The 22,155-nt window shown below is 67.0% G+C and carries 18 protein-coding genes; 10 read left to right on the top strand and 8 right to left on the bottom strand.

From position 1 onward, the window contains the following. Positions 1–44: 44 nt before the first annotated feature. Positions 45–980, top strand: coding sequence for an LLM class F420-dependent oxidoreductase (locus AC5592_RS05010; RefSeq protein WP_036497156.1), 936 nt, complete (start codon positions 45–47; stop codon positions 978–980). Positions 981–1,009: 29 nt separating this feature from the next. Here the strand turns inward: AC5592_RS05010 and AC5592_RS05005 are convergent, their stop codons facing one another. Together AC5592_RS05005 and AC5592_RS05000 are read right to left on the bottom strand one after the other, a co-directional pair. Continuing rightward, the gene (locus AC5592_RS05005; protein ID WP_063063580.1) at positions 1,010–3,319 is read right to left on the bottom strand and encodes an MMPL family transporter; all 2,310 of its coding nucleotides are present in this window, start codon (positions 3,317–3,319) and stop codon (positions 1,010–1,012) included. 230 nt (positions 3,320–3,549) lie between these two features. Beyond that, on the bottom strand, positions 3,550–5,922 hold the full coding sequence (locus tag AC5592_RS05000; RefSeq protein WP_063063579.1) for an MMPL family transporter: 2,373 nt from the start codon (positions 5,920–5,922) through the stop codon (positions 3,550–3,552). A gap of 206 nt (positions 5,923–6,128) precedes the next feature. On the opposite strand from AC5592_RS05000, the gene AC5592_RS04995 reads away from it, so the two are divergent. From AC5592_RS04995 to tgt, 5 genes are all read left to right on the top strand, one after another. After that, a complete protein-coding gene (locus AC5592_RS04995) occupies positions 6,129–6,725 on the top strand; it encodes a TetR/AcrR family transcriptional regulator (RefSeq protein ID WP_036497159.1) in 597 nt (198 codons plus the stop codon). After that, positions 6,725–7,210, top strand: a complete 486-nt coding sequence (locus tag AC5592_RS04990; RefSeq protein WP_036497160.1) for an RrF2 family transcriptional regulator — start codon at positions 6,725–6,727, stop codon at positions 7,208–7,210. The genes AC5592_RS04995 and AC5592_RS04990 overlap by 1 nt, the downstream gene beginning before the upstream one ends. Positions 7,211–7,325: 115 nt before the next feature. Further along, positions 7,326–9,062, top strand: a complete 1,737-nt coding sequence (locus AC5592_RS04985) for an ABC transporter ATP-binding protein (protein WP_063063578.1) — start codon at positions 7,326–7,328, stop codon at positions 9,060–9,062. A 25-nt stretch (positions 9,063–9,087) separates the two neighbouring features. Continuing rightward, positions 9,088–11,034 (top strand): ABC transporter ATP-binding protein, encoded by a 1,947-nt coding sequence (locus tag AC5592_RS04980; RefSeq protein WP_063063577.1) that lies wholly within the window; start codon positions 9,088–9,090, stop codon positions 11,032–11,034. A 25-nt stretch (positions 11,035–11,059) separates the two neighbouring features. Beyond that, entirely contained in the window at positions 11,060–12,304 is a 1,245-nt protein-coding gene (tgt, locus tag AC5592_RS04975; RefSeq protein ID WP_063063576.1) for a tRNA guanosine(34) transglycosylase Tgt, read from the top strand. Between the two features lie 28 nt (positions 12,305–12,332). Here tgt and AC5592_RS04970 read toward each other — a convergent pair whose 3' ends face one another. Then, a complete protein-coding gene (locus AC5592_RS04970; protein WP_063063575.1) occupies positions 12,333–13,106 on the bottom strand; it encodes a queuosine precursor transporter in 774 nt (257 codons plus the stop codon). 49 nt (positions 13,107–13,155) lie between these two features. Between AC5592_RS04970 and AC5592_RS04965 the strand changes: the two genes are divergently transcribed. Continuing rightward, the gene (locus AC5592_RS04965; protein WP_036497165.1) at positions 13,156–13,692 is read left to right on the top strand and encodes a DUF4190 domain-containing protein; all 537 of its coding nucleotides are present in this window, start codon (positions 13,156–13,158) and stop codon (positions 13,690–13,692) included. 42 nt (positions 13,693–13,734) lie between these two features. Here the strand turns inward: AC5592_RS04965 and gluQRS are convergent, their stop codons facing one another. Further along, positions 13,735–14,655, bottom strand: coding sequence for a tRNA glutamyl-Q(34) synthetase GluQRS (gene gluQRS / locus AC5592_RS04960; protein ID WP_063063574.1), 921 nt, complete (start codon positions 14,653–14,655; stop codon positions 13,735–13,737). Then, on the bottom strand, positions 14,652–15,122 hold the full coding sequence (locus AC5592_RS04955) for a DUF309 domain-containing protein (protein ID WP_086007172.1): 471 nt from the start codon (positions 15,120–15,122) through the stop codon (positions 14,652–14,654). Before AC5592_RS04955 ends, gluQRS begins: the two co-directional genes overlap by 4 nt. Before the next feature lie 398 nt (positions 15,123–15,520). Between AC5592_RS04955 and AC5592_RS04950 the strand changes: the two genes are divergently transcribed. From AC5592_RS04950 to helR, 3 genes are all read left to right on the top strand, one after another. Then, a complete protein-coding gene (locus tag AC5592_RS04950; protein WP_036497168.1) occupies positions 15,521–15,730 on the top strand; it encodes a DUF397 domain-containing protein in 210 nt (69 codons plus the stop codon). A 251-nt stretch (positions 15,731–15,981) separates the two neighbouring features. After that, the gene (locus AC5592_RS04945) at positions 15,982–17,427 is read left to right on the top strand and encodes a WS/DGAT/MGAT family O-acyltransferase (RefSeq protein WP_063063573.1); all 1,446 of its coding nucleotides are present in this window, start codon (positions 15,982–15,984) and stop codon (positions 17,425–17,427) included. A 212-nt stretch (positions 17,428–17,639) separates the two neighbouring features. Beyond that, entirely contained in the window at positions 17,640–19,841 is a 2,202-nt protein-coding gene (gene helR / locus AC5592_RS04940; protein ID WP_063063572.1) for an RNA polymerase recycling motor ATPase HelR, read from the top strand. Positions 19,842–19,857: 16 nt separating this feature from the next. Here helR and AC5592_RS04935 read toward each other — a convergent pair whose 3' ends face one another. The 3 genes from AC5592_RS04935 to AC5592_RS04925 form a co-directional block, all read right to left on the bottom strand. Beyond that, on the bottom strand, positions 19,858–20,193 hold the full coding sequence (locus tag AC5592_RS04935) for a hypothetical protein (RefSeq protein WP_157121594.1): 336 nt from the start codon (positions 20,191–20,193) through the stop codon (positions 19,858–19,860). Positions 20,194–20,256: 63 nt separating this feature from the next. After that, positions 20,257–21,261, bottom strand: a complete 1,005-nt coding sequence (locus AC5592_RS04930; protein WP_198163769.1) for a methyltransferase — start codon at positions 21,259–21,261, stop codon at positions 20,257–20,259. Next, a complete protein-coding gene (locus AC5592_RS04925) occupies positions 21,258–22,148 on the bottom strand; it encodes an RNA polymerase sigma-70 factor (protein ID WP_036497170.1) in 891 nt (296 codons plus the stop codon). The genes AC5592_RS04930 and AC5592_RS04925 overlap by 4 nt, the downstream gene beginning before the upstream one ends. Positions 22,149–22,155 lie beyond the last annotated feature (7 nt).

Genomic DNA, 22,155 nt, shown 5'->3' with positions numbered 1-22,155 from the left:
CGCACCAACGTACCGGTACGCGGCCGACCGGTACGTTGGTGCTCGTGGAACTACGAATCTTCACCGAGCCCCAGCAGGGGGCTACCTACGACGATCTGCTCCGGGTTGCGAAGGTGACCGAGGAGGCGGGGTTCGACGCATTCTTCCGGTCGGATCATTATCTGAAGATGGGCGGGGTGTCCGGTCTGCCGGGCCCGACCGACGCGTGGATCACGCTGGCCGGGCTCGCGCGCGAGACCTCCCGGATCAGGCTCGGCACACTGGTCACCGCGGCGACGTTCCGGCATCCGTCGGTGCTGGCGATCTCGGTCGCCCAGGTCGACCAGATGTCCGGCGGCCGGGTCGAACTCGGGCTCGGCTCGGGCTGGTTCGCCGACGAGCATCGCGCCTACGGCATCGATCTGCCGGATCTCGGTGAGCGCTTCGACCGCTACGCCGAGCAACTGGCGGTCATCACCGGCCTGTGGCAGACCCCGGTGGGGGAGACCTTCGATTTCACGGGCAAACACTATGTGCTGCAGGGCAGTCCGGCCCTGCCCAAGCCGGTGCAGCGGCCGGGTCCGCCGGTGATCATCGGCGGGGCGGGCAAGAAGCGCACCCCGGCCCTGGCCGCGCGGTACGCGCACGAGTTCAACCTGCCGTTCACGGATGCGGAAAACGCTGCGGCGCAATTCGATCGGGTCGCCGCGGCGGCCCGCGACATCGGCCGCGATCCGGGGGAGATCGTCCGCTCGGCCGCGCAGGTGCTGTGCGTGGGCCGTGACGAGGCCGAGATCGCCCGCCGCGCCGAGGCGATCGGCCGCGAGGTGGACGAACTGCGCACCAACGGCCTGGCCGGCACTCCGGCGGAGGTGGTCGACAAGATCGGCCGCTACCGCGAGACCACCGGCATCACCCGGCTCTACCTGCAGGTCCTGGACCTGTCCGATCTCGACCACCTGGAATTGGTCGCCGGCGAGGTCGCCGCCCAGCTGGGCTGAACGACCCGGTACGCGGTGGCAGTGTCGGCTCAGCCGACCTTCACCGGACTCCTGGGCTCGTCCGGATCGTCGACGTGGAGTTCGCGCAACCGCGCACCCTCCACGTCGATATCCGGCACGATCCGGCTGAGCCACCCCGGAATCCACCAGGCCGCCCTGCCCATCAGCACCAGCAGCGACGGAATCAGGACCATCCGCACCAGGAAGGCGTCGAACAGCACGCCCGCGGCGAGCGCGAAACCCATCGACTTGGCCGTCGCATCCGATTCCAGCAGGAACGAACCGAAGACCGAGATCATGATGACGGCGGCCGAGGTCACCACGCGCGCGCCGTGGTGATAACCGGAGATCATCGCTTCGGTGGGTGATTTCCCGTGCACGTATTCCTCGCGCATGCGGGTGACGAGGAAAACCTGATAATCCATGGCGAGGCCGAATACCAAGCCGATCAACATGATCGGCAGGAAGCTCACGATCGGCCGGGGTTCGGAGATGAGGCCGAGCGCGCCTTTCTGGAAGATCAGCACGGTCGCGCCGAACGTCGCCGCCATGGAGAGCAGGAATCCCAGTGCGGCGGTGAAAGGCACCAGCACCGAACGGAATACCGCGATCAGCAACAGGAATGCCGCACCGGCCACGATGGCCAGATAGGGCAGGATCTTGCTGAGCAGCGCATGGTCGACATCCGCGTAAATGGCTGTCGTGCCGGTGATTCCGTATTCGATGCCGTATCGGTCGTGCAGTGCGGATTCGGCGTCGCGGGCATTGCGGACCAGATCCTTGGTGGCCTGATCATTGGGTCCGGTGGTGGGCACCGCGGTCATCAACGCACCCGCGCCGTCCCTGCTCGGCTGCGGCTGGGTCACGTAATCCATACCCGGATACGCGGCCAATTCGTCGTGCAGTGCGGTGAGCGCGGCCTGACGCTGATCGGCGGGCACCTGCGACAGATCGGCGACGACCTGCAGCTTGCCGTTACTGCCCGCACCGAATCCCTCGGTGCGCAGGTCGTAGGCCTTGCGAATGGTCGTGGTCCTGGGCTGGCTGTCCTCACCCGGCAGGCCCAGATTCAGGCTCAACGCGGGCGCGGCCAGCAGACCCAGCACGATGACGCTCGCGACCAGCGTCAGCCACGGCATCCGCCCGATCACCCGCGCCACCCGCATACCGTTGGTGACCACCGAATCGTCCTCGGGATCGTGTTGCGCGATCACCGGAAGCTTCGGCGTGAACAGGTATTTTCCGAAAGCGCCGAGTAGTGCCGGCATCAGGGTGATGGCGGTGAGCACGGCGAACGCCGCCGCGATCGCCCCGCCCAGCCCCATGAAGGTCAGGAAGCGGATGTTCACGATGGCCAGCGCGACCAGTGCGATGATCACCGTCGCGCCCGCGAACACCACCGCCGAACCGGCCGTCCCCAGCGCCGTGCCCGCGGCGATCTCCGGCGAACTCTGCACGGCGCGTTCGTGTTTGTAGCGCGAGACGATGAACAGCGCGTAATCGATCGAGAGCGCGATGCCGATCATCGAGGCCAGGAATGTGGTGAAGCTCGGAACCGACATGAACGACGTGCCGAGGAAGATCACCGAGGTCGCCAATCCGAGTCCGACGATCGCGGTGATGATCGGCACGAAGGCGGCCACGATCGCGCCGAAGGCCACCACCATCACCACCAGCGCCACGGCCATGCCGATCATCTCGGCCTGCCCGCTGGGCTGCTGCTGTTCCATCGCCAGCGACCCGCTCATCTCCACCTGCAGTCCGGCGGCGCGCGCATCGTCACCGACCGCGTAGGCGGCCGCGCGATCGTCGGCGGTGATGTCGGTGAACTTCTGGATCGTGAACGGAACGGTCAGCACCGCAACGGTATCCGGATTCTGCTTGTTCAGGACGTTCACCGGCGCGGCACTGCAGCGCGAGACGAATTCCGGCGAACTGCGATCGGGTGCGAAGCAGCCCATCTGTTCGGTGGCGGTGATCGGATCCACCAGCGGAGTCCTGTGATCGACGATGTTCAGATCGTTCAGCTTGGCAACCGTCCCGGCGACGGCCGCCCGCTGGGATGCGTCGGTGAGTTTCTGTCCCGGCGCCGCCCCGAAGACATAGGTGCCGGTGACCGCCTCGAAACTGAACGCCCGCGACATCCCCGGAAAGTGTTTGTCCATGATCTCGGTGGCGCGTTCCGACGGCAGATTCGGAATCGTGAAGTCGTCGTTCATCGGCTTCTTCAGCTGCGTACCCAGGCTGCCGATGATCACGAACAGAATCAGCCAGACCGGGAGCACGATCCACTTGTGCCGAAAGGCGAATCTTCCCCACCGATACAGATACACGGACACGAGGCGCTCCTAGTGGTCGCTGGCCTCGATTGCCGATGACTGCGAACCGGGGCCGGTCGCTGATCGAGCTGTGCGGTAGCCGGTGCACTCGCCGTTCCGGTCGGTCCGTCGAGTGGCCGAGCTGGAGAGCATTGGTTCGAGTCTGCTGGCTAGTTGCTGCAAGATCAAGCCGGATACGCCACGGGCCCCCATCTGATGTTCGGATGAGGGCCCGTGCCGTGGTTCGCGGATCAGCCGACCGGGACCGGCTGCTTCACGGTCGCCGCGTCGCGGTCACGCTGCTGCAGCTCGCGCAGCTTGGTGCCCTCGACATCGATATCGGGCAGGATCCGGTCCAGCCACTTCGGCATCCACCAGGCCCATTCGCCCAGCAGCACCAGCAGCGACGGGATCAGCACCATCCGGACCAGGAAGGCGTCGAACAGCACGCCGGCCGCCAGTGCGAAGCCCATCGACTTCGCGGTCACATCCGGCATCAGCACGAATCCGGCGAAGACCGAGATCATGATGATGGCCGCAGAGGTCACGACGCGAGCGCCGTGGTGGTAGCCGGAGACCATGGCCTCCTTGGGCGACTTGCCGTGGATGTATTCCTCGCGCATGCGGGTGACGAGGAAGACCTGATAATCCATGGCGAGGCCGAACACCAAGCCGATCAACATGATCGGCAGGAAGCTCACGATCGGATGCTGATCACCGATCAGGCCCAGCTTGTCCTGCTGGAAGATCAGCACCGTGGCACCGAAGGTCGCCGCCATCGAGAGCAGGAAGCCGAGCGCCGCCGTCAGCGGCACCAGCACCGAGCGGAACACCAGGACCAGCAGCAGGAAGGCCGCGATCGCCACGATCGTCATATACGGAACGATCTTGCCGAGCAGGGCATTCGACACATCGGAGTAGATCGCCGTGGTGCCGGTGATGCCGTACTCCATGCCGTACTTCGCCTGCAGGTCCGATTCCGCGTCCCGGGCGTGTTTCACCAGGTCCTGGGTGTCGGAGTTGTTCGGACCGTAATCGGGCACCGCGGTCAGCTGCGCACCCGTGCTGTTGATGTAGTCCGGCGTCTTGTCCGCGTTGAACTTGTTCGTCGACGGCATGGTCACGAAGTCCATACCCGGATACGCGGCCAGCTTGTCGTGCAGCGCCATGACGGCTTCCTGCCGCTGCTCCGGCTTCACGTTCGTGAGATCCGCCGCGACCAGCAGGGTGCCGTTGCTGCCCTCGCCGAAGCCGTCGGTGCGCAGGTCGTAGGCCTTGCGGACCGTGGTGGTCTTGGGCTGGCTGTCCTCACCCGGCAGGCCGAGGCTCAGATTCACAGCGGGCGCGGCGAGCAGGCCGAGCACGATCACGCTGGCGCCCAGCGTCAGCCACGGCGCCTTCGCGATCACGCGGGCGAAGCGCTTGCCGTTGGTGACGGCGTTGTCGTCCTCGGTGTCGGTGCGCGCGACGAGGGGCAGCTTCGGCTTGAACAGGAAGCGGCCGAACGCACCCATCACCGCGGGCAGCAGGGTCAAGGCGACCAGAATCGCGAAGAACGCCGCGAGCGCGCCACCCAGACCCATCCAGGTGAGGAAGCTGACGCCGACGATGCTCAGGCCACACAGCGCGATGATGACCGTCATACCGGCGAAGACCACCGCGGAGCCCGCGGTGCCGATGGCGACGCCGGCGGCTTCCTCCGGCGAATCCTGTACGGCCAGTTCGTGTTTGTAGCGCGAGACGATGAACAGCGCGTAGTCGATCGACAGCGCGATACCGATCATCGAGGCGAGGACCGTCGTGAAGTTCGGGATATTCGCGATGGAGGTACCCGCCATGATCAGCGCGCCCGCCATACCGACGCCGACGATGCCGGTGAGAATCGGCACGAACGCGGCCAGCAGGGCGCCGAAGGCGATCATCATGACGATGAACGCTACGACGTAACCGATCATCTCCGAGGCGCCGCCGGTCTCCATCTGCGCGGTGGCGATGGAACCGCTGATCTCCACGTCCAGGCCGGCCTGGCGCGCCTCGTCGGCGACGTTGTAAGCCTTGTCACGGTCGGCCTGGGTCAGGTCGGAGAACGATTTGATGTCGAACGGCACGGTGAAGTAGGCGACGGTGTCGGCGTTGTTGTTCTTACCGAGCACATTCAGCGGCGCCAGACCGCATTTGGCGATGAAGTTCGGGTCGGTGCGATCACCCGAGGTGCAGCCGATCGCCGACGTCGCGGCGACCGGGTCCGCGAGGACGCCCGGATGCGCGGGATCGGACTTGATCTTGGACTTGTCGACGATGTCGAGGTTGTTGATCTTCTCGACCAGCGCGGTGAGCGCCTTGTGGTTGTCCGGATCGGTGAGTTTGCCGTGCTGCGCGGCGACCACGTAGGTGCCGGTCACGGCGTCGAACTTGAATGCCTCGGAGGCTCCCGGGAACTGCTTGTCCAGGATGTCGGTGGCCTTCTGCGAGGGCAGATCCGGCATGTTGAAGTCGTCTTGGCTCTGTTTCTTCAGCCCGACGCCGACGGCGCCCACGATCACGAAGATCAGCAACCAGACCGGTAGCACGATCCATTTTCGGCGGAAGGCGAACTTCCCCCACCGATAGAGGTACACGGACACGCGGTATCTCCTAGCGATAGCTGATTTGCGGTGCTGAGTTCAGGCTCCGTAGACAGCACTACTGCGGACGCCGCACTGCGATCCGCCTCCATCGACGCTTTCTGCCTACCGTGCGGTAGGTAGACTACCCAATCGATAAGCGGAGGAACAACCTCGATTTTCGGGGCGCGCCCTCCGCTTCGATCGGTTGATGAGAGGATCATCGGATGAGCGCCCGAACTACCTCCGGATCCGTTGCCGCAGGTCAGAGCACCAAGGACGCGATTCGCGAGGCGGCGATCCGGCTTTTTTCGAACAAGGGATTCGAGCAGACCAGCCTGCGCGAGGTCGCGGATGCGGTGGGAATCACAAAGGCGTCGCTCTACTATCACTACGCGTCCAAGCTCGATCTGCTGCTCGCGATCATCGAACCGATCTTCGACGACATGAAGCTCGTGGTCGACGAACTCGACGGGGTGCCGCACAGTCCGGCGGGTGCTCGGGAAGTGTTGAATCGCCAGCTCCGGACGCTGTTACGGCACCGCACCGCGGGCGCGATGTGTGTGCGAGACACCGTGGCTATCCTCAACGCGATCGGAGATCGGCACCCCGACATGTTCGACATGCACCGGCGTCTGTGCGTCTGGCTGGCCGGGCCCGACCCCTCCCACGAGGCGCAATTGCGAGCCAGTGCCGCCCTGGAGGTGCTGGGCACGGCGCTGTGGTCGAACGAACTCGTGCCCGATGCGGGCGACGAGGTGATCGAGCGAGTCCTGATCGAGGCCGCTCTCGGCGTACTGAACGGACCGGGTGGACAGCGCTAGTGCACATCTCGGCAAGGATCGACTACGCGGTCCGCATCCTCTTGGAAATCGCTCGCGCACAACCGAATTCGGTGAAGGCGGAGACGATCGCCACGGCGCAGGACATTTCGCCGAAGATTCTGGAATCCATTGCGGCGCAGCTGCGCCGGGCCGATCTGGTGGTCAGCCGGCGCGGCCCCGACGGCGGATACCGGCTGGCCCGCACGGCCGGTGAGATCAGCATCGCCGATGTGATCCGCGCGGTCGAGGGGCCGCTCGCCTCGGTACGCGGGCAGCGCCCCGAGGACGTGGTGTATTCGGGGGTGGCCGAACCGCTGCAGCGGGTGTGGATCGCGCTGCGGGTCAATATCCGCGCGGTGCTGGAACAGGTCTCGATCGCGGATATCGCCACCGACGAGCTGCCGGCTTTCGTCGCTGACCTGGTGGCCGATCCCGGTGCCTGGACGCGACGGCCCGCTCCCGTTCCGCCCGGCGTCGACGCCTAGACCGCGAGGTGGTGACTGTGCCGGTCGAGCCGGTTTCGCCGGTGCCGGGGCCGGCTTTCGCCGAGCGAAAAATCTTGCCGACACCACCCCGGAATGACGGTAGCCTGCACCCATCATGTTGATCAGGTTGCTGCGCGCCTTTCTCGCCCCCTACCGCACCCAGTTGGTGGGGGTTGTTGTGTTGCAGCTCATCTCCGTCATCGCGATGCTCTATCTGCCCAGCCTGAACGCCGACATCATCGACAACGGCGTCACCAAGGGCGATATCGGCTACATCTGGACCACGGGTCTCTGGATGCTGCTGGTGTCGGGAGTGCAGATCGTCGCGTCGGCGAGTTCGGTCTATCTGGGCGCACAGGCCGCGATGGGTGCGGGGCGGGAGATGCGCGCGGCGCTGCTGCACCGGGTGGGCACCTTCTCCGCCCGCGAGGTCGGCATCTTCGGCGCGCCGTCGCTGATCACCCGCAACACCAACGATGTGCAGCAGGTGCAGCTGCTGGTCGTGATGAGTGTGACCATTTTGGTGATGGCGCCGATCATGTGCATCGGTGGCATCGTGATGGCGCTGCGCCAGGACCTCGGACTCTCCTGGATCCTGCTGGTCGCCGTGCCGCTGCTCGGCCTGACGATGGCGTTGATCATCTCCCGGATGGTGCCCGGATTCCGGCGCGTGCAGGAGCGCATCGACGCGGTGAACCGGGTGCTGCGCGAGCAGATCACCGGTATCCGCGTGGTGCGGGCGTTCGTGCGCGAGCGCTACGAATCGCAGCGGTTCGGCGTGGCCAACGACGAGCTGACCTCGGCCTCGCTGTTCGTGGGCCGGCTGGCCGCGCTGATGTTCCCGGCCGTGATGCTGATCAGCAACGTGACCACGGTCGCGGTGATCTGGTTCGGCGGGCACGCCATCGACTCCGGCAGTATGCAGATCGGTTCGCTGACCGCGCTGCTGTCCTACATCATGCAGATCCTGATGGCGGTCATGATGGCCTCCTTCCTGGCGATGATCGCCCCGCGCGCGGCGGTGTCGGCCGAGCGCATCGCCGAGGTGCTGGAAACCGATTCCTCGGTGGTGCCGCCCGCACAGCCGCAGGCCTTCGTCGCCGACCCGGGGACCGTCGAGCTGGCCGGCGCGGAGTTCGCGTTCCCGGGCGCCGCGGAACCGGTGCTGCGCGATATCAGCTTCCGGGTCTCGCCCGGGCAGACCACCGCGATCGTCGGTTCCACCGGATCCGGTAAGACCACGCTGATCAATCTGATTCCGCGGCTGATCGACGTCACCTCCGGCGTGGTGCGCGTCGGCGGCACCGATGTGCGGCAGGTGGATATGGAGCTGCTGCGCTCGCAGATCGGTCTGGTTCCGCAGAAGGCCTACCTGTTCTCCGGCACCATCGCGGAGAATCTGCGCTACGGCGATCCCGAGGCGACCGACGAACAACTCTGGCACGCACTGGAGATCGCGCAGGCCGCGGATTTCGTGCGGGAGATGCCCGAAGGGTTGCAGACACCCGTCGCCCAGGGCGGCACCACCGTCTCGGGCGGTCAGCGGCAGCGGCTCGCCATCGCCCGAGCCCTGGTGAAGAAGCCCAAGATCTACCTGTTCGACGACTGTTTCTCCGCACTCGACGTCGCCACCGACGCCCGGGTGCGCGACGCGCTGCGTCCGGAGACGCGCGAATCCGCGGTGATCACCGTGGCCCAGCGGGTGTCGACGATCCGCGACGCCGACCAGATCGTCGTCCTCGAGGACGGTGCGATGGTCGGCCTCGGCACCCACGAACAGCTGTTGCGCGAATGCGAGGAGTACCGGGAAATCGTGGAATCGCAGTTCAGTCCGGAAGAGGCGGCGCGATGAGCCCCAGAACACAGGAGGCGGCGCGATGAGGCCCGGGGGGCCGATGCCGGGTGCTCCCGGGCAGAAGGCGAAATCGTTCGGGCCGACGCTGAAGCGGTTGTTGCGTCGCCTGGCCCCGGACCGGGTGGCGGTGATCGCGATCCTGGTGCTGGCCGTCGCGTCGGTCGTCATGAACACCCTGGGGCCGCAGATCCTCGGCAAGGCCACCAACCTCATCTTCGACGGTGTCGTCAGCAAGCAGTTGCCGGCGGGACTGACCAAGGATCAGGCGGTGGCGTCCCTGCGCGCGCAGGGTCAGGACCGGCTCGCGGACATGATGTCCGCGATGAACATCAACCCCGGCCACGGCGTCGACTTCGGCGCGGTGGGCCAGGTGCTGACGCTGGTTCTGGTGCTCTACGTACTGGCCGCGCTGTTCAACTGGTTGCAGGCGTATCTGCTGGCCACCGTGATCAACCGCGCGGTGCAGCGGCTGCGCAGCGAGGTGGAGGACAAGATCCACCGGCTGCCGCTGAGCTACTTCGACACCAACGCCCGCGGCGATGTGCTCTCCCGCGTGACCAACGACGTCGACAATGTGGCGCAGAGCCTGCAGCAGACCATGAGCCAGCTGGTCATATCGGTGCTGTCGGTGATCGGCATCCTGATCATGATGTTCTGGATCTCGCCGCTGCTGGCGGTGATCGCACTGCTCACGGTGCCGGCCGCGGTGATCGTCACGGCCCAGATCGCGAAGCGGTCGAAACCGCATTTCGTCGATCAGTGGAAGTACACCGGCCTGGTCAACGCGCAGGTCGAGGAGGCCTTCACCGGCCACGAGGTGGTCACGGCCTTCGGTCGCATCCGCGAGGTCGGCGAGGAGTTCGACAAGCGCAACGACAAGCTCTACGAGGCCAGTTTCAAGGCGCAGTTCATCTCCGGGCTGATCATGCCGGTGATGATGTTCATCGGGAACCTGAACTACGTGCTGATCGCCGTGGTCGGTGGTCTGCGCGTGGCCTCGGGCAGCCTGTCCCTGGGTGAGGTACAGGCCTTCATCCAGTACTCGCGACAGTTCAGCCAGCCGCTCACCCAGATCGGCTCGATGATCAACCTGCTGCAGTCGGGTGTCGCCTCCGCCGAGCGGATCTTCGAAATCCTCGACGCCGACGAGCAGGTTCCGGATCCGCGCGAAGAGGACCCGCGTCCGATCGATCGCGGCCGGGTCGAATTCGACGCGGTGTCGTTCCGCTACGAGGCCGACAAGCCGGTGATCGACGATCTCTCCCTGGTCGCCGAGCCCGGCCATGTGGTCGCCATCGTCGGTCCGACGGGCGCCGGTAAGACGACACTGGTCAATCTGCTGGAGCGGTTCTACGAACTGGATTCCGGCGCGATCACCATCGACGGGGTCGACATCACCGGCATCGGCCGCGACCGGCTGCGCTCGCGGATCGGCATGGTGTTGCAGGACACCTGGTTGTTCGGCGGCACCATCCGCGAGAACATCGCCTACGGCAATCCGGAGGCCGGCGACGAGGAGATCCTCGCGGCCGCCCGCGCCGCCTATGTGGACCGCTTCGTCCATTCGCTGCCGCTGGGTTACGACACGGTGATCGACGAGGAGGGCTCCGGGGTCAGCGCCGGTGAGAAGCAGCTGATCACCATCGCCCGCGCCTTCCTGGCCAAGCCGACCATCCTGATCCTCGACGAGGCCACCAGTTCGGTCGACACCCGCACCGAACTGCTGGTGCAGCAGGCCATGGCCGCGCTGCGCCGCGATCGCACCAGTTTCGTTATCGCGCACCGTCTTTCGACGATCCGCGATGCCGATCTGATCGTGGTGATGGAGGGCGGCCACATCGTCGAGCAGGGCACCCACGAGCGGCTGCTGGCCGCGCGCGGCGCCTACTTCCGCCTCTACAGCGCGCAGTTCACCGGCGCGGCGGTCGATCAGGATCTGGTCGACGAGGAGACACTGGACGTGGTCTAGCCGGGCCGCCTGGCAGGATAGCGGCGTGTCCGATCCCGCCCAGTTCTCCTTCACCGTCGGTACGTCGCTCCCGAGGCGACACGGCCGCACCGGGGTGATCACCACACCGCACGGGCAGATCGCCACCCCGGCGTTCATCCCGGTCGGCACCAAGGCCACGGTCAAGGCGGTCCTGCCGGAGGCGATGGCCGAGATCGGCGCGCAAGCCCTGCTCGCCAACGCCTACCACCTGTATCTGCAGCCGGGTTCCGACATCGTGGACGAGGCGGGCGGTCTGGGCCGGTTCATGAACTGGCCGGGCCCCACGTTCACCGACAGTGGCGGATTCCAGGTGATGTCGCTGGGCGTCGGTTTCAAGAAGGTGCTGGCCATGGAGGCCGTCGGCGTGCAGAGCGACGAGGTGATCGCGAAGGGGAAGGAACGGCTGGCCGTGGTCGACGACGACGGCGTCACCTTCCGCTCCCATCTGGACGGTTCGAGCCACCGGTTCACCCCGGAGGTGTCGATGGGGATCCAGCACCGCCTCGGCGCCGACATCATGTTCGCCTTCGATGAACTGACCACGCTGTTCAATACCCGTGGCTATCAGGAGAAGTCGCTGCGGCGCACGCACGAGTGGGCGCAGCGCTGCATCGACGAACACGAGCGGCTCACCGCCGAACGCGCGCACCGGCCGTATCAGGCGCTGTTCGCGGTGATTCAGGGCGCGCAGTACGAAGATCTGCGCCGCAAGGCATGTCGCGATCTGGACGCGATGCGAGGAAGCGGCGGAACGGGTTTCGACGGTTACGGCATCGGCGGTGCGCTGGAGAAGGCCAATCTCGGCACCATCGTGGGCTGGTGCTGCGACGAACTGCCGGCGGAGAAACCGCGGCATCTGCTGGGTATCAGCGAACCCGAGGATTTCTTCGTCGCGATCGAGAACGGCGCCGACACCTTCGACTGCGTCAATCCGTCCCGCGTCGCGCGCAATGCGGCGATCTATGTGGCCGCCGGCCGATTCAACATCAACACCAGCCGGTTCCGCCGCGATTTCACCCCGATCGACGACACCTGCGACTGCTACACCTGCGCCCACTACACCCGCGCCTATATCCATCACCTGTTCAAGGCGAAGGAGATGCTCGCCGCCACGTTGTGCACGATTCACAACGAGCGCTTCACGATTCGGCTCGTGGACGATATCCGCGCGAGCATCGCGGGCGGTTACTACGACGACTTCAAGGCGGAGTTCCTGGGACGGTGGCAGGGCCGGATCCGCTTCGACTGAACGGAACGGCCCTGCCCCCGGTCCCGCGTCAGCTGTAGAGCGCGGGCTTGTCCAGCGGTGCGTAGCTGGGTTCGTGCTTCTTCAGGTAGGCGATGCAGCGATAGCTGATCGGCATGATCAGCACCTCGCACAGCGTCTTCCAGACGAAGCCGACGATCACGTAGTTGATGAACGCGCCCCACGTGTTGATCCCGATGGCGGTCGCCGCGATCGAGCAGAACACCAGCGTGTCACCGAATTCGCCGGCGACGGTGGAGCCCAGCAGCCGCGCCCACAGATGCTTCTCCTTGGTGCGCTCCTTGATCAGCACCAGCGTCGCCGAGTTCAGGAACTGGCCCACCACGTAGCCGGCGAGCCCGGCGGCGACGAGCTGCGGTGTGGTCCCGGCGACGGTGCGGAAGGCGTCCTGATTCTCGTAGAACCCGGCCGCGGGCAGTCCGATCGCGATCCAGAAGCAGACCACCATCAGGATCAGCATGCCGAAGCCGTAGTAGATGGTGCGGCGGGCGGCCTTGAAGCCGTACACCTCGCTCAGCACGTCGCCGATCACATAGGCGAGCGGAAAGAGGAAGAACGCTCCGTCGGTGGTGATCGGCAAAATTTCGATGGGTCCGAGGGATACCTCGTGGCCGGTGAAGAACTGCACGCCCTTGGTCGCGCAGATGTTGGAAATCATCAGCGTCGCCGTGAACAAGGTCACGATCAACGTGAAGGGACCCCCCGCGGCCTGCGCGAATGCTGCGTGTTCGACCGCGGGGCGTCCAGACTCCCCGGTCGGTGTCGTTTCTTGTGTCTCACTCACGACCTGTGCACGATACCGGCAACCGGGCCCGGTGGAATAGGCTGGACCGATGACGAATCCCGGCGATTCCGACGAATGGTGGAAACAGTACGGCGGCGAAGGTGTCTCGTCCGATTCGGGCGGCCACCAGTCGGTTCCGCCGACCCCGCCGCAGCAGCCCACCCCGCCGCCCAATCCGCAGGCCGGATACTCCTCGGCTCCGCATCAGCAGTCGTCTCCCTACCAGCAGCCGACCCCGCCGCCGCAACAGCAGCAGTCCTATCCGAGCTATCCGCAGCAGCAGCCCTACGGCCAGCCCGGTTACGGCTATCCGGCCGCGACGCCGTATCAGCCCTACGGCTACGCGGCGCCGCAGCAGGGCACCAACGGCCTGGCGATCGGTTCGCTGATCGCGTCGATCCTGGGGCTGTGCACCTGTATCGGATCGATCGTCGGGATCATCCTGGGTGTGATCGCGCTGAACCAGATCAAGGAGCGCGGCGGCCAGGGCCGCGGTATGGCGCTCGGCGGGATCTGGGTCGGTGCCGTCGGCATCGTGCTCACCATCGTGTGGGTGATCGTGAACATCGCGGCGGCGAACTGGTAGGAGCGGCAGTGCGTCCGGACCGCCGGGCGCACGTTCGCCGGATCAGCTGTGCCGCAGCGGATCCGGATGTGCGGGATCCAGAATCCACGGTGCGTGTGGCACCGTCGCCGGAGTGAACTGATCCAGCAGCGCTCGCGGTGTCTCGCCTCGCAGGCCGAGCGAGGCCGCGAGCATGGTGAAAACCTGACGCGGCGTCTCACCGAGAGCGATTCTGTCGCGCAGGGTCACGGCTCCGTCGCGCTTGGCCAGCCGCGCACCGTCGGTGTTGAGCACCAGCGGGACGTGCGCGTACGCCGGCACGGCGAATCCGAGGACGGTCGCCAGATAGGCCTGCCGCGGTGTCGAGGGCAGCAGATCGTCTCCGCGAACGACCTGGTCGAAGCCCTGTGCCGCATCGTCCACCACGACCGCGAGGTTGTAGGCCGCCGTTCCGTCACCGCGGCGCAGCACGAAATCGTCGACCAGCCCTCGGTACCGGCCGTGGATCTCGTCGGTGATCTCGAATTCGGTTGTCTGTGAGCGCAACCGCAGTGCGGCGGGCCGTCCCTCGGCGCGTTTGGCCGCCCGCTGCGCCTCGGTCAGGTCGCGGCAGGTTCCCGGATACGCGCCCATCGGGCCGTGCGGTGCGGAGACGGCCTTCTGAATCTCTTTTCGCGTGCAATAACATTCGTAGGTCATTCCGGCCGCACCGAGTCGCTCGATCGCCGCCGCGTAGCGCGCGGTGCGGTCCGATTGCCGGACCACCTCGCCGTCCCAATCCAGTCCGATCGCGGCCAGATCCTCGAGCTGGCGTTGCTGCGCACCCGCCCGCACCCGGTCCAGGTCTTCGATGCGCAGCCGGAAATTGCGGGCCGTGCTGCGCGCGAACAGCCATGCCAGCAGGGCGGTGCGGAGATTGCCCAGATGCAGATCGCCGGAGGGGCTCGGGGCGAAGCGGCCGGCGCCGGCGGTGTGCGGGATCATCCGCGCAGCCGGGGACACAGCGCGTCCTCCGGAATCTCGCGACCGGCATCCAGATCCGCCAGCAGACCCTCGGCATGTGCGACGAGCCCGGCCGCGTCGATGCCGTACGGCGGTGCCGGCGTGGCCGACAGCCGGCCGATCGCCCGCTCGAGCAGGGTGCGAGCGCCCTTCGGATTACCGCGCTGGATGTGGGTGAGTCCCACCGCGTACTGGGCCAGACCCTGCCACAGCATCCTTTCCGCGAACGGTCCGTTCTTCCATGCCGCCTCCAGCACCTCGTGTGCGTTGAAGGCCAGTCCCTCGTCCAGGAGGCGTTGGGCATAGTCCAGGGTTTCGCCCGGTGGGAGGTCGAGATCATCCGGAATACGGGCGACGCCCACGCTACCGGGCGGTAGTGGTCGCCCGAACCGGTCTCGAGGACGGGCATTTCGGGCGTGTCCGGCATCATCGCGATCTCGTTCCACCACTACTCCATGATCCATACCGAGCAACCGCACGGTTTATCCGGGGCGGGGCGCGGCCGCGGATCGGGGAATTTCCCGGGGTGGTTTTGTTTAGCGGATCATTCTCCGGTCATTTGGCAATTCTCCCGCTATTAGTGAACGGGAATTCTTTACCGGCAATTCGAGTGATTGAAAATGAAAAGACGCGGGACAGCGATTGTGGGTGCTGCTAGGGTGCTCTCCCGGGGTCAACACGAGGGCGCACCACGGCGGTGTGTGACTCGTGAACCAGTCCGTTCACTGAGCAGTTCATGCGCTATGACCAGGCGCATTGTGGAGCCGTCGAGTCTCGAGAAGTCCGGGTCCGGCGACGAGGAAAGCACGATTGTCGCGCTATCTACGGTGGTAAAGGAGAGGTTCAGGTGAAGGTTGATTCGACCGGTGCGGTGTGGCGCAAGAGTAAATACAGCGGTCCCGACGGAAACTGTGTCGAGGTCGCATTTCTGGGTGACGGCAATGTCGGGGTTCGCGATACCAAAGACGGCGGCCGCGGGCCGATTCTGGCTTTCACACCGGGCGAGTGGGATGCGTTCGTCTCGGGCGTGACCGACGGGAAGTTAGGCTCCGCCTGACCTCGGGCGAGGAGGTGATGGGCCCCGAGTCGTCGCCGACTCGGGGCCTTGTGGTGCGACACCGATGCCGGTTGCCCCACTCCGATCAGTCCGGCTGATCCGGGTGCCGGCGCAGCGCGGCCGTGAGAAGGCGTTCCTGTTCGTGGGCGGCCGCATCCAGTTGTTCGCGCTGCCCGGCCGGGTCCGGGCGCAGGAAGCTCCCGCTGCCGGGTGCGCCGGACGACCTCCACGGTTGTGGATATCGTCGGCGGGTGGATCTATTGACGCCGCAGGATGCCACCAGGTTCTGGCTGTCGCGCCGGGCCTGCAACGACCTGTTCCTGCTCTACTGCTTCGACGACACCGGATGGTCCGCAGACGCGCTGCGGGCTGCGGTGATCGCCCGCAGCGGCGAAATCCCGGAATTGCGCGTCCGGATCCGCGAGCACCGCTGCGCCTATCCCGCCTGGGAGCCTGCGGATTTCGATGACGCGCAGGTCGTCGTCCACACACTCGAGGAGCCGTTGTGGACGACTGTGGAAGCCTCACTGGGGGAGATTCTCGGGGAATCGGTACCGGCGCAGCGATACACCTGGCGCGTTCATCTGTATCGCGGAATCCGGGACGCGCCGGGAGGTCCGATGCCCGCACTCGTTGTCGTGCTGCAACTTTCGCATGCGCTGGCCGACGGGCAACGAGCCGCCGCCATCGCGCGCGAGTTGTTGCGGGGCCTGGATACGGCAGCGCGGGGGGACGCCGATTTCAGTGGCGGTTCGGGTCACGCGGGATCGCCCGAAGGCGCGGGATCACCCGACGGTTCGGCGGTGGATCGGCACCACGGCAGGTGGATCCGCCCCGCCCTCGGGCGTGGCGTGGAAAACTGTGCTGCCGAGGCGATATCGCTGGTTTCGTTTCTGCCCGGTATGGCGCGCACGGTGCGACGAGGTCTCGTCGCGGCACGCGCGGACAGGGAATTGCACAGCCTCGCCGAGGCGGGTGAGATCCCCTCCGCCGCACCGGACTTCGCTCCCACCGCACTGAATCGCCCGCCGGCGCCCGCACACCGGGTCGTCCGCGTGATCGTGGGGGAGAACCTGCACGTTCCCGGGTACACGGTCACGGTCGTCGCGCTGACCGCGATATCCGTCGCGCTGAGCGGTCATCTCGCCGGCCGCGGCGAATCCGGCAACCCGTTGGGTGCGCAGGTCTCGATGGCCCTGCCCGTGACGGTGGATCGAAAAGTCATCCCGCACAACAACTATCGAGACCTCGGCGTCGATCTGTGCGCCGCGGAACCTGACCTGCGACTGCGGGCGCGCCGGATCGCCTCGGCGCTGGCGGAACGACGAGTCCGCGCCACCCATCCGCTGCAGTCCGCGCGCGACCGCGTCACCGACGCGATCCCGGCCCCGGTTCTCCGTCGCGATATCGCCGGCTACCCGCTGGACCTGGTCCCCGAGCGGATATCGGGTCATACGGTGCTGTCCAGCGTCCACCGCGGCGCGGCGGATCTGTCGATCGCCGGCGGCGCGGTCCGCTTCACCGCCGGTTTCCCCGCCCTCGGCGCGGTGATGCATCTGACCCACGGCCTGCACGGGCTGGGAACGACGGTCACCCTGTCCATCCACGCCGATCCTCGGGTGGTGGATGTGGACGACTACGCGGACAGGGTGCGGGCCGCGGTCCGCGAGGTGACCACGCAGCTCACGGGAGACTGATCCGACGGATGGGGGAGACGGAAGAGGGCCCTGCACCTCTTTCCATATTCAATATATAGCGGAGTGGGGGGCTTGCGGCAAGGCCCCGGTTGTGCCGCACAATGGCCCGCCGAGGCCGTGTACCTGCGAAAACGGGAGGAGAAGACGCGCAGCGGCCGGGACGGACACAGGTGTCCACATGAACCATGTCGAGCCAGGGAAGTGAGGGACACATGTCGGATCCTGGGTACCAGGACGAGTTGCGGGCCGAACAGGACTACGTGTCCGCGCTCTACGCGCGACTCGACGGCGAGCGCGCCGAGGCGAAGCGCCGCTACAGCGCGGCGTTGCGTGGCAACGGCGGTGCGCTGGTGGATCGCGATGTGGAGGTGCGGACGCTGGCGCGCGAGGTGAAGCGGTTGGACGTGGCCGACAACGGACTGTGTTTCGGCCGACTGGACAGCGACTCCGGCGAGCGCTCCTATATCGGCCGGATCGGGCTGTTCGACCAGGACGACGACTTCGAGCCGTTGCTGCTGGACTGGCGGGCGCCGGCGGCACGCGCGTTCTACACCGCCACCGCCGCCAGCCCGGAGCAGATGCGCCGGCGGCGCCAGTTCCATTCCCGCGGCCGCCGCGTCGTCGACTACACCGACGAGATCTTCGGCCGCCCGGGCGCCGGGGAGCGCGGGGATGCGGCGCTGCTCGCGGCGGTCGACGCGCCCCGCGGCGAGGGGATGCGCGACATCGTCGCCACCATCCAGGCCGAACAGGACGAGATCATCCGGCTCGATCATCCCGGCGTGCTGGTGATCGAGGGCGGTCCCGGGACCGGCAAGACGGTGGTGGCGCTGCACCGCGTCGCCTATCTGCTCTACACCCAGCGCGAGCAGATGGAACGTCACGGCGTTCTCGTGGTCGGCCCCAATCCGGCCTTCCTGCGCCATATCGATCGGGTACTGCCGTCGCTCGGCGAAACCAACGTCGTCTTCACCACTACGGGCGATCTGGTGCCGGGCCTGCACATCACCGCCGAGGACACTCCGGACGCGGTGCGCGTCAAGGGTTCGCTGCGGATGCTCGATGTGCTCGCGGCCGCGGTCGCGGACCGGCAGAGCCTGCCGGTGGAACCGCTGACCATCGAATTGGCCGACATCACCGCGCGCATCGACGCGGCGACCGCGGAATGGGCGCGGGAGGAGGCGCGCACGAGCGGTCTGCCGCACAACGAGGCGCGTGCGGTGTTCCGCGAGATCGTCACCTATGTGATCACCGAGCGCGCGATCGCCCGGATCGGCAAGGGCTGGATCACCCGCGACGATCGGGAGGCGTGGGAGAACCTGCGCGCCGACCTCGTCGCCGAACTCGCCGAGAGTGAGCAGTTCACCGCCGCCCTCGACCGGCTCTGGCCCGTGCTCACCCCGGAAGAGTTGCTGGCCGAGCTGTATTCGTCGCCGGAGCGGCTGCGCGCGGCAGGCGCCGACCCGGCCCTGTGGCGTGCCGACGGCGCCGCGTGGACGGTGTCGGATGTACCGTTGCTCGACGAATTGGTCGATCTGCTGGGCCGGGAGAAACCGGCGGACGACAGCGCGGAACGCGAACGCGCGGCCGAAGCCCGATATGCCGCAGGCGTCTTGGAGCTCATGACCGGCCGCGAGGACTCGATGGACGACGAGGATCACCTCTTCGCCACCGACCTGCTCTACGCCGAGGACCTCGCCGACCGATTCGCCGATCGGGACACCCGCGATCTCGCCGAACGCGCTGCCGCCGACCGGGATTGGACCTATCGACACATCGTGGTCGACGAGGCGCAGGAACTCTCCGAGATGGACTGGCGGGTGCTCATGCGGCGGTGTCCGGGCCGCTCCTTCACCGTGGTGGGCGATCTCGCCCAGCGTCGGTCGACCGCCGGTGCGACGTCGTGGGATGCCGTGCTCGAGCCCTATGTCCCCGGCCGGTGGCGCTACCGCTCGCTCACGGTGAACTACCGGACGCCGGCGGAGATCATGGCGGTCGCCGCCGCGGTGCTCGCCGAGTTCGCCCCGGCCGTGCGCCCGCCCGAGTCGGTGCGTGCCTGTGGCGTGCGCCCGTGGTCGCGCCGAGTCGACGAGAACGAATTGGCCTCCGCCATCGAGGAATTCGTTCGCGACGAGGAAGGCCGCGAGGGCACCGCCGTCGTGATCGGCCCGCCCGGACTGCCCGGCACGGTCCCGGCGTCGGAGACCAAGGGCCTCGAGTTCGATGCCGTCCTCGTCGTCGAACCCGAGCGCATCCTCGCCGACGGGCCGCGTGGCGCCGCCGAACTCTATGTGGCCCTCACTCGCGCGACGCAGCGGTTGGGGGTGCTGCACCGAGACCCGCTGCCCACCGCCCTGACCGGTCTGGTCCCGGTCGGCGCGCCCGCGGCGGCCGGAAATCTCCGCTCCGCGTAGCGATGTCGCGGGCCGTCTACTCGGGCGGCCCGCACCCGCCGCGCATGATCAGCGCGTGTGCCGGACACCATTGGGTCACCGGTAATCGGCTGCGCCCGTTCCCGGTGCGCAACTCGAATTCCACCAGCCCCAACCACGTTCCGTCCGCCGCTCGCGCCCAGGCATGCAATCGTCCCGGAATGCGCCCTGTGATCTCGAGCCCGCCCGCCCGCACCGGACCCGCCACCGCCTCAGGTGCGACCATCCGTGGATAGGTGGGGATTGCGGCAGCCACGTCCACCAGCACCGGCATCGGCGGAACCACCACCCGATGCAGCGCGAACTCTCCCTTCTCCGGCCAATGCTCGAACATGTGTTCGATCATAAACCGGAGCGCCGACAAATAGCTCGTGAAATAGCTCGTGGTTTCCGAGTGTCATCGGGCCCGGAATTCCAGGACGGTCCGCCCGTCCGCAACCGGGGCTGAGCTCTGCAGAGCCAGGCCGCACCGCGCCCCCAGCTCGGCCAGCTCCGGCACCGTTCGTTCCTGGCCGCCGAAGCACATCAGCATGAACAGGTCGATCGCCGTATCGGCCCCGCGGCCGCGGATCGGTTCGATCACCACGACCACACCGTAAGCCCCTGCGGCACGGGCACATTCACCGAGGACGACCGCCGCGCGCTCGTCGTCCCAATCGTGCAGGATGTCGGACAGGAGATAGGCGTCGGCCCCGGGTGGCAGCGGGTCGAAGAAGCTGCCCGCCACGGCGGTCGCCCGATCGTCGAGGCCGGCCGCCGCGAATCGCTCGGTGGCCGCGGCCGCCGTCGGCGCCAGATCCAGCACTCGCCCGCGCACACCGGGATTTGTGCGCAGGATCGCCGTCAGCAAGGTGCCGTCGCCACCGCCGACATCGAGAATGTCGGGAAAGCGACTCCAGTCGAAGCGGTGCGCGATCTGATCCGCGTAAATCCGGAAGCGGCAATTCATCTGGGCGTCGAAGGATGCGCGCAGCGCGGGCTCGGCCTGCAGATCGGTCCAGAAGTCGCGCCCGTACCTGCGCGGATAGGCGGGTCGTCCGGTGGTGATCGTGCTCAGCAGATCCACGAAGGCCAGCTCGGCGCGTCCGCCCGCGCTGCCGATATCGAGCAGCAGCAGTTCGAAGGCGTCGGAGGAGTGCGCGCTCATCTGGTCGCCGAGGCTCGTGGGCCGATAGCGGCCGTACGCCGGCTCGTGGTCGAAGACGCCGACGGCGACCAGATGGTCGAGCAGTCGCCGGAGAGCGGGAGCGCACGTTCCGGTGCGAGCCGCCAGTTCTTCGGCGGTCGCACCCGCGGTGCCCGTGTGGTCCACCAGCCGGAGGGTGGCGGCCACCCGGACCGCCATCGGTGTGGCCAGATCGGCCAGGGCGAGGATCGAGGCGGGGCGCTCCGGCGAACTCACCGGCTGACCGTGATCTGCTGTTCGACGCGCGAGAGCTTCTCCGGATTGCGGACCACGTAGAGGCCGGTGATGCGGCCGTCGTCGAGCCGCATCGCCACCACGTCGTCGATCCGTCCGTCGATCCGCACGATCAGGGCGGGCCAGCCGTTGATCTGCACCGCTTCGACGGTCGCCTCGGCGCGCAGTCGCGGCAGTCCGGTGCGCAGGGCGCGCGCGACCCGGTCGGCGCCCGCGATGGGGCGCAGGACCGCCTGGACCACGCCGCCGCCGTCGCCGAGCAGGACTACATCGGGAGCCAGCATGTCGACGAGATGCTGGAGGTCGCCGGTTTCGATGGCTTGCTGGAAGGCTTCGACGGCCCGGCGGGATTCGTCGGCGGACACCACTCCGCGCGGGCGGCGCGCGGCGACGTGAGCCCGTGCGCGGTGGGCGATCTGACGCACGGCGGCGGGTGTCTTGTCGACGGCCGCGGCGATCTCGTCGTAGCTCAGATCGAACACCTCGCGCAGCACGAACACCGCGCGTTCCGTCGGTGCGAGGGTTTCCAGGACCAGCAGCATCGCCATCGACACGCTGTCGGCCAGTTCGACGTCCTCGGCGACATCGGGCGCGGTCAGCAGCGGTTCCGGCAGCCACGGGCCGACGTAGGACTCCTTGCGGCGCCCGAGTGTGCGGAGCCGGGTCAAGGACTGCCGGGTGACGATCCGGACCAGGTACGCACGCTGGTCACGTACTTCGTCGAGGTCCACGTCCACCCATCGCAACCAGGTCTCCTGCAGGACGTCCTCGGCGTCGGCCGCCGAACCGAGCATTTCGTAGGCAACCGTGAACAGCAGGTTGCGGTGGGTGACGAACGCCTCGGTGGCGCCGTCGATGCGCTCGCTCATGGGTGGC

The organism is Nocardia violaceofusca NBRC 14427 (assembly GCF_963869435.1).
Lineage (GTDB): Bacteria > Actinomycetota > Actinomycetes > Mycobacteriales > Mycobacteriaceae > Nocardia > Nocardia aobensis.
The sequence above is the reverse complement of the archived record's forward strand: the minus strand, read 5'-3'. Positions and strand labels throughout refer to the sequence as shown.

Bases quoted from the DNA above. Each gene is read 5' to 3' on its own strand.
- AC5592_RS04985 (WP_063063578.1), top strand. From the start codon at position 7,326: ATGTTGATCAGGTTGCTGCGCGCCTTTCTCGCCCCCTACCGCACCCAG.
- AC5592_RS04965 (WP_036497165.1), top strand. From the start codon at position 13,156: ATGACGAATCCCGGCGATTCCGACGAATGGTGGAAACAGTACGGCGGC.
- AC5592_RS04925 (WP_036497170.1), bottom strand. From the start codon at position 22,148: ATGAGCGAGCGCATCGACGGCGCCACCGAGGCGTTCGTCACCCACCGC.
- AC5592_RS04980 (WP_063063577.1), top strand. From the start codon at position 9,088: ATGAGGCCCGGGGGGCCGATGCCGGGTGCTCCCGGGCAGAAGGCGAAA.
- AC5592_RS04935 (WP_157121594.1), bottom strand. From the start codon at position 20,193: ATGTTCGAGCATTGGCCGGAGAAGGGAGAGTTCGCGCTGCATCGGGTG.
- AC5592_RS04995 (WP_036497159.1), top strand. From the start codon at position 6,129: ATGAGCGCCCGAACTACCTCCGGATCCGTTGCCGCAGGTCAGAGCACC.
- gluQRS (WP_063063574.1), bottom strand. From the start codon at position 14,655: ATGATCCCGCACACCGCCGGCGCCGGCCGCTTCGCCCCGAGCCCCTCC.
- helR (WP_063063572.1), top strand. From the start codon at position 17,640: ATGTCGGATCCTGGGTACCAGGACGAGTTGCGGGCCGAACAGGACTAC.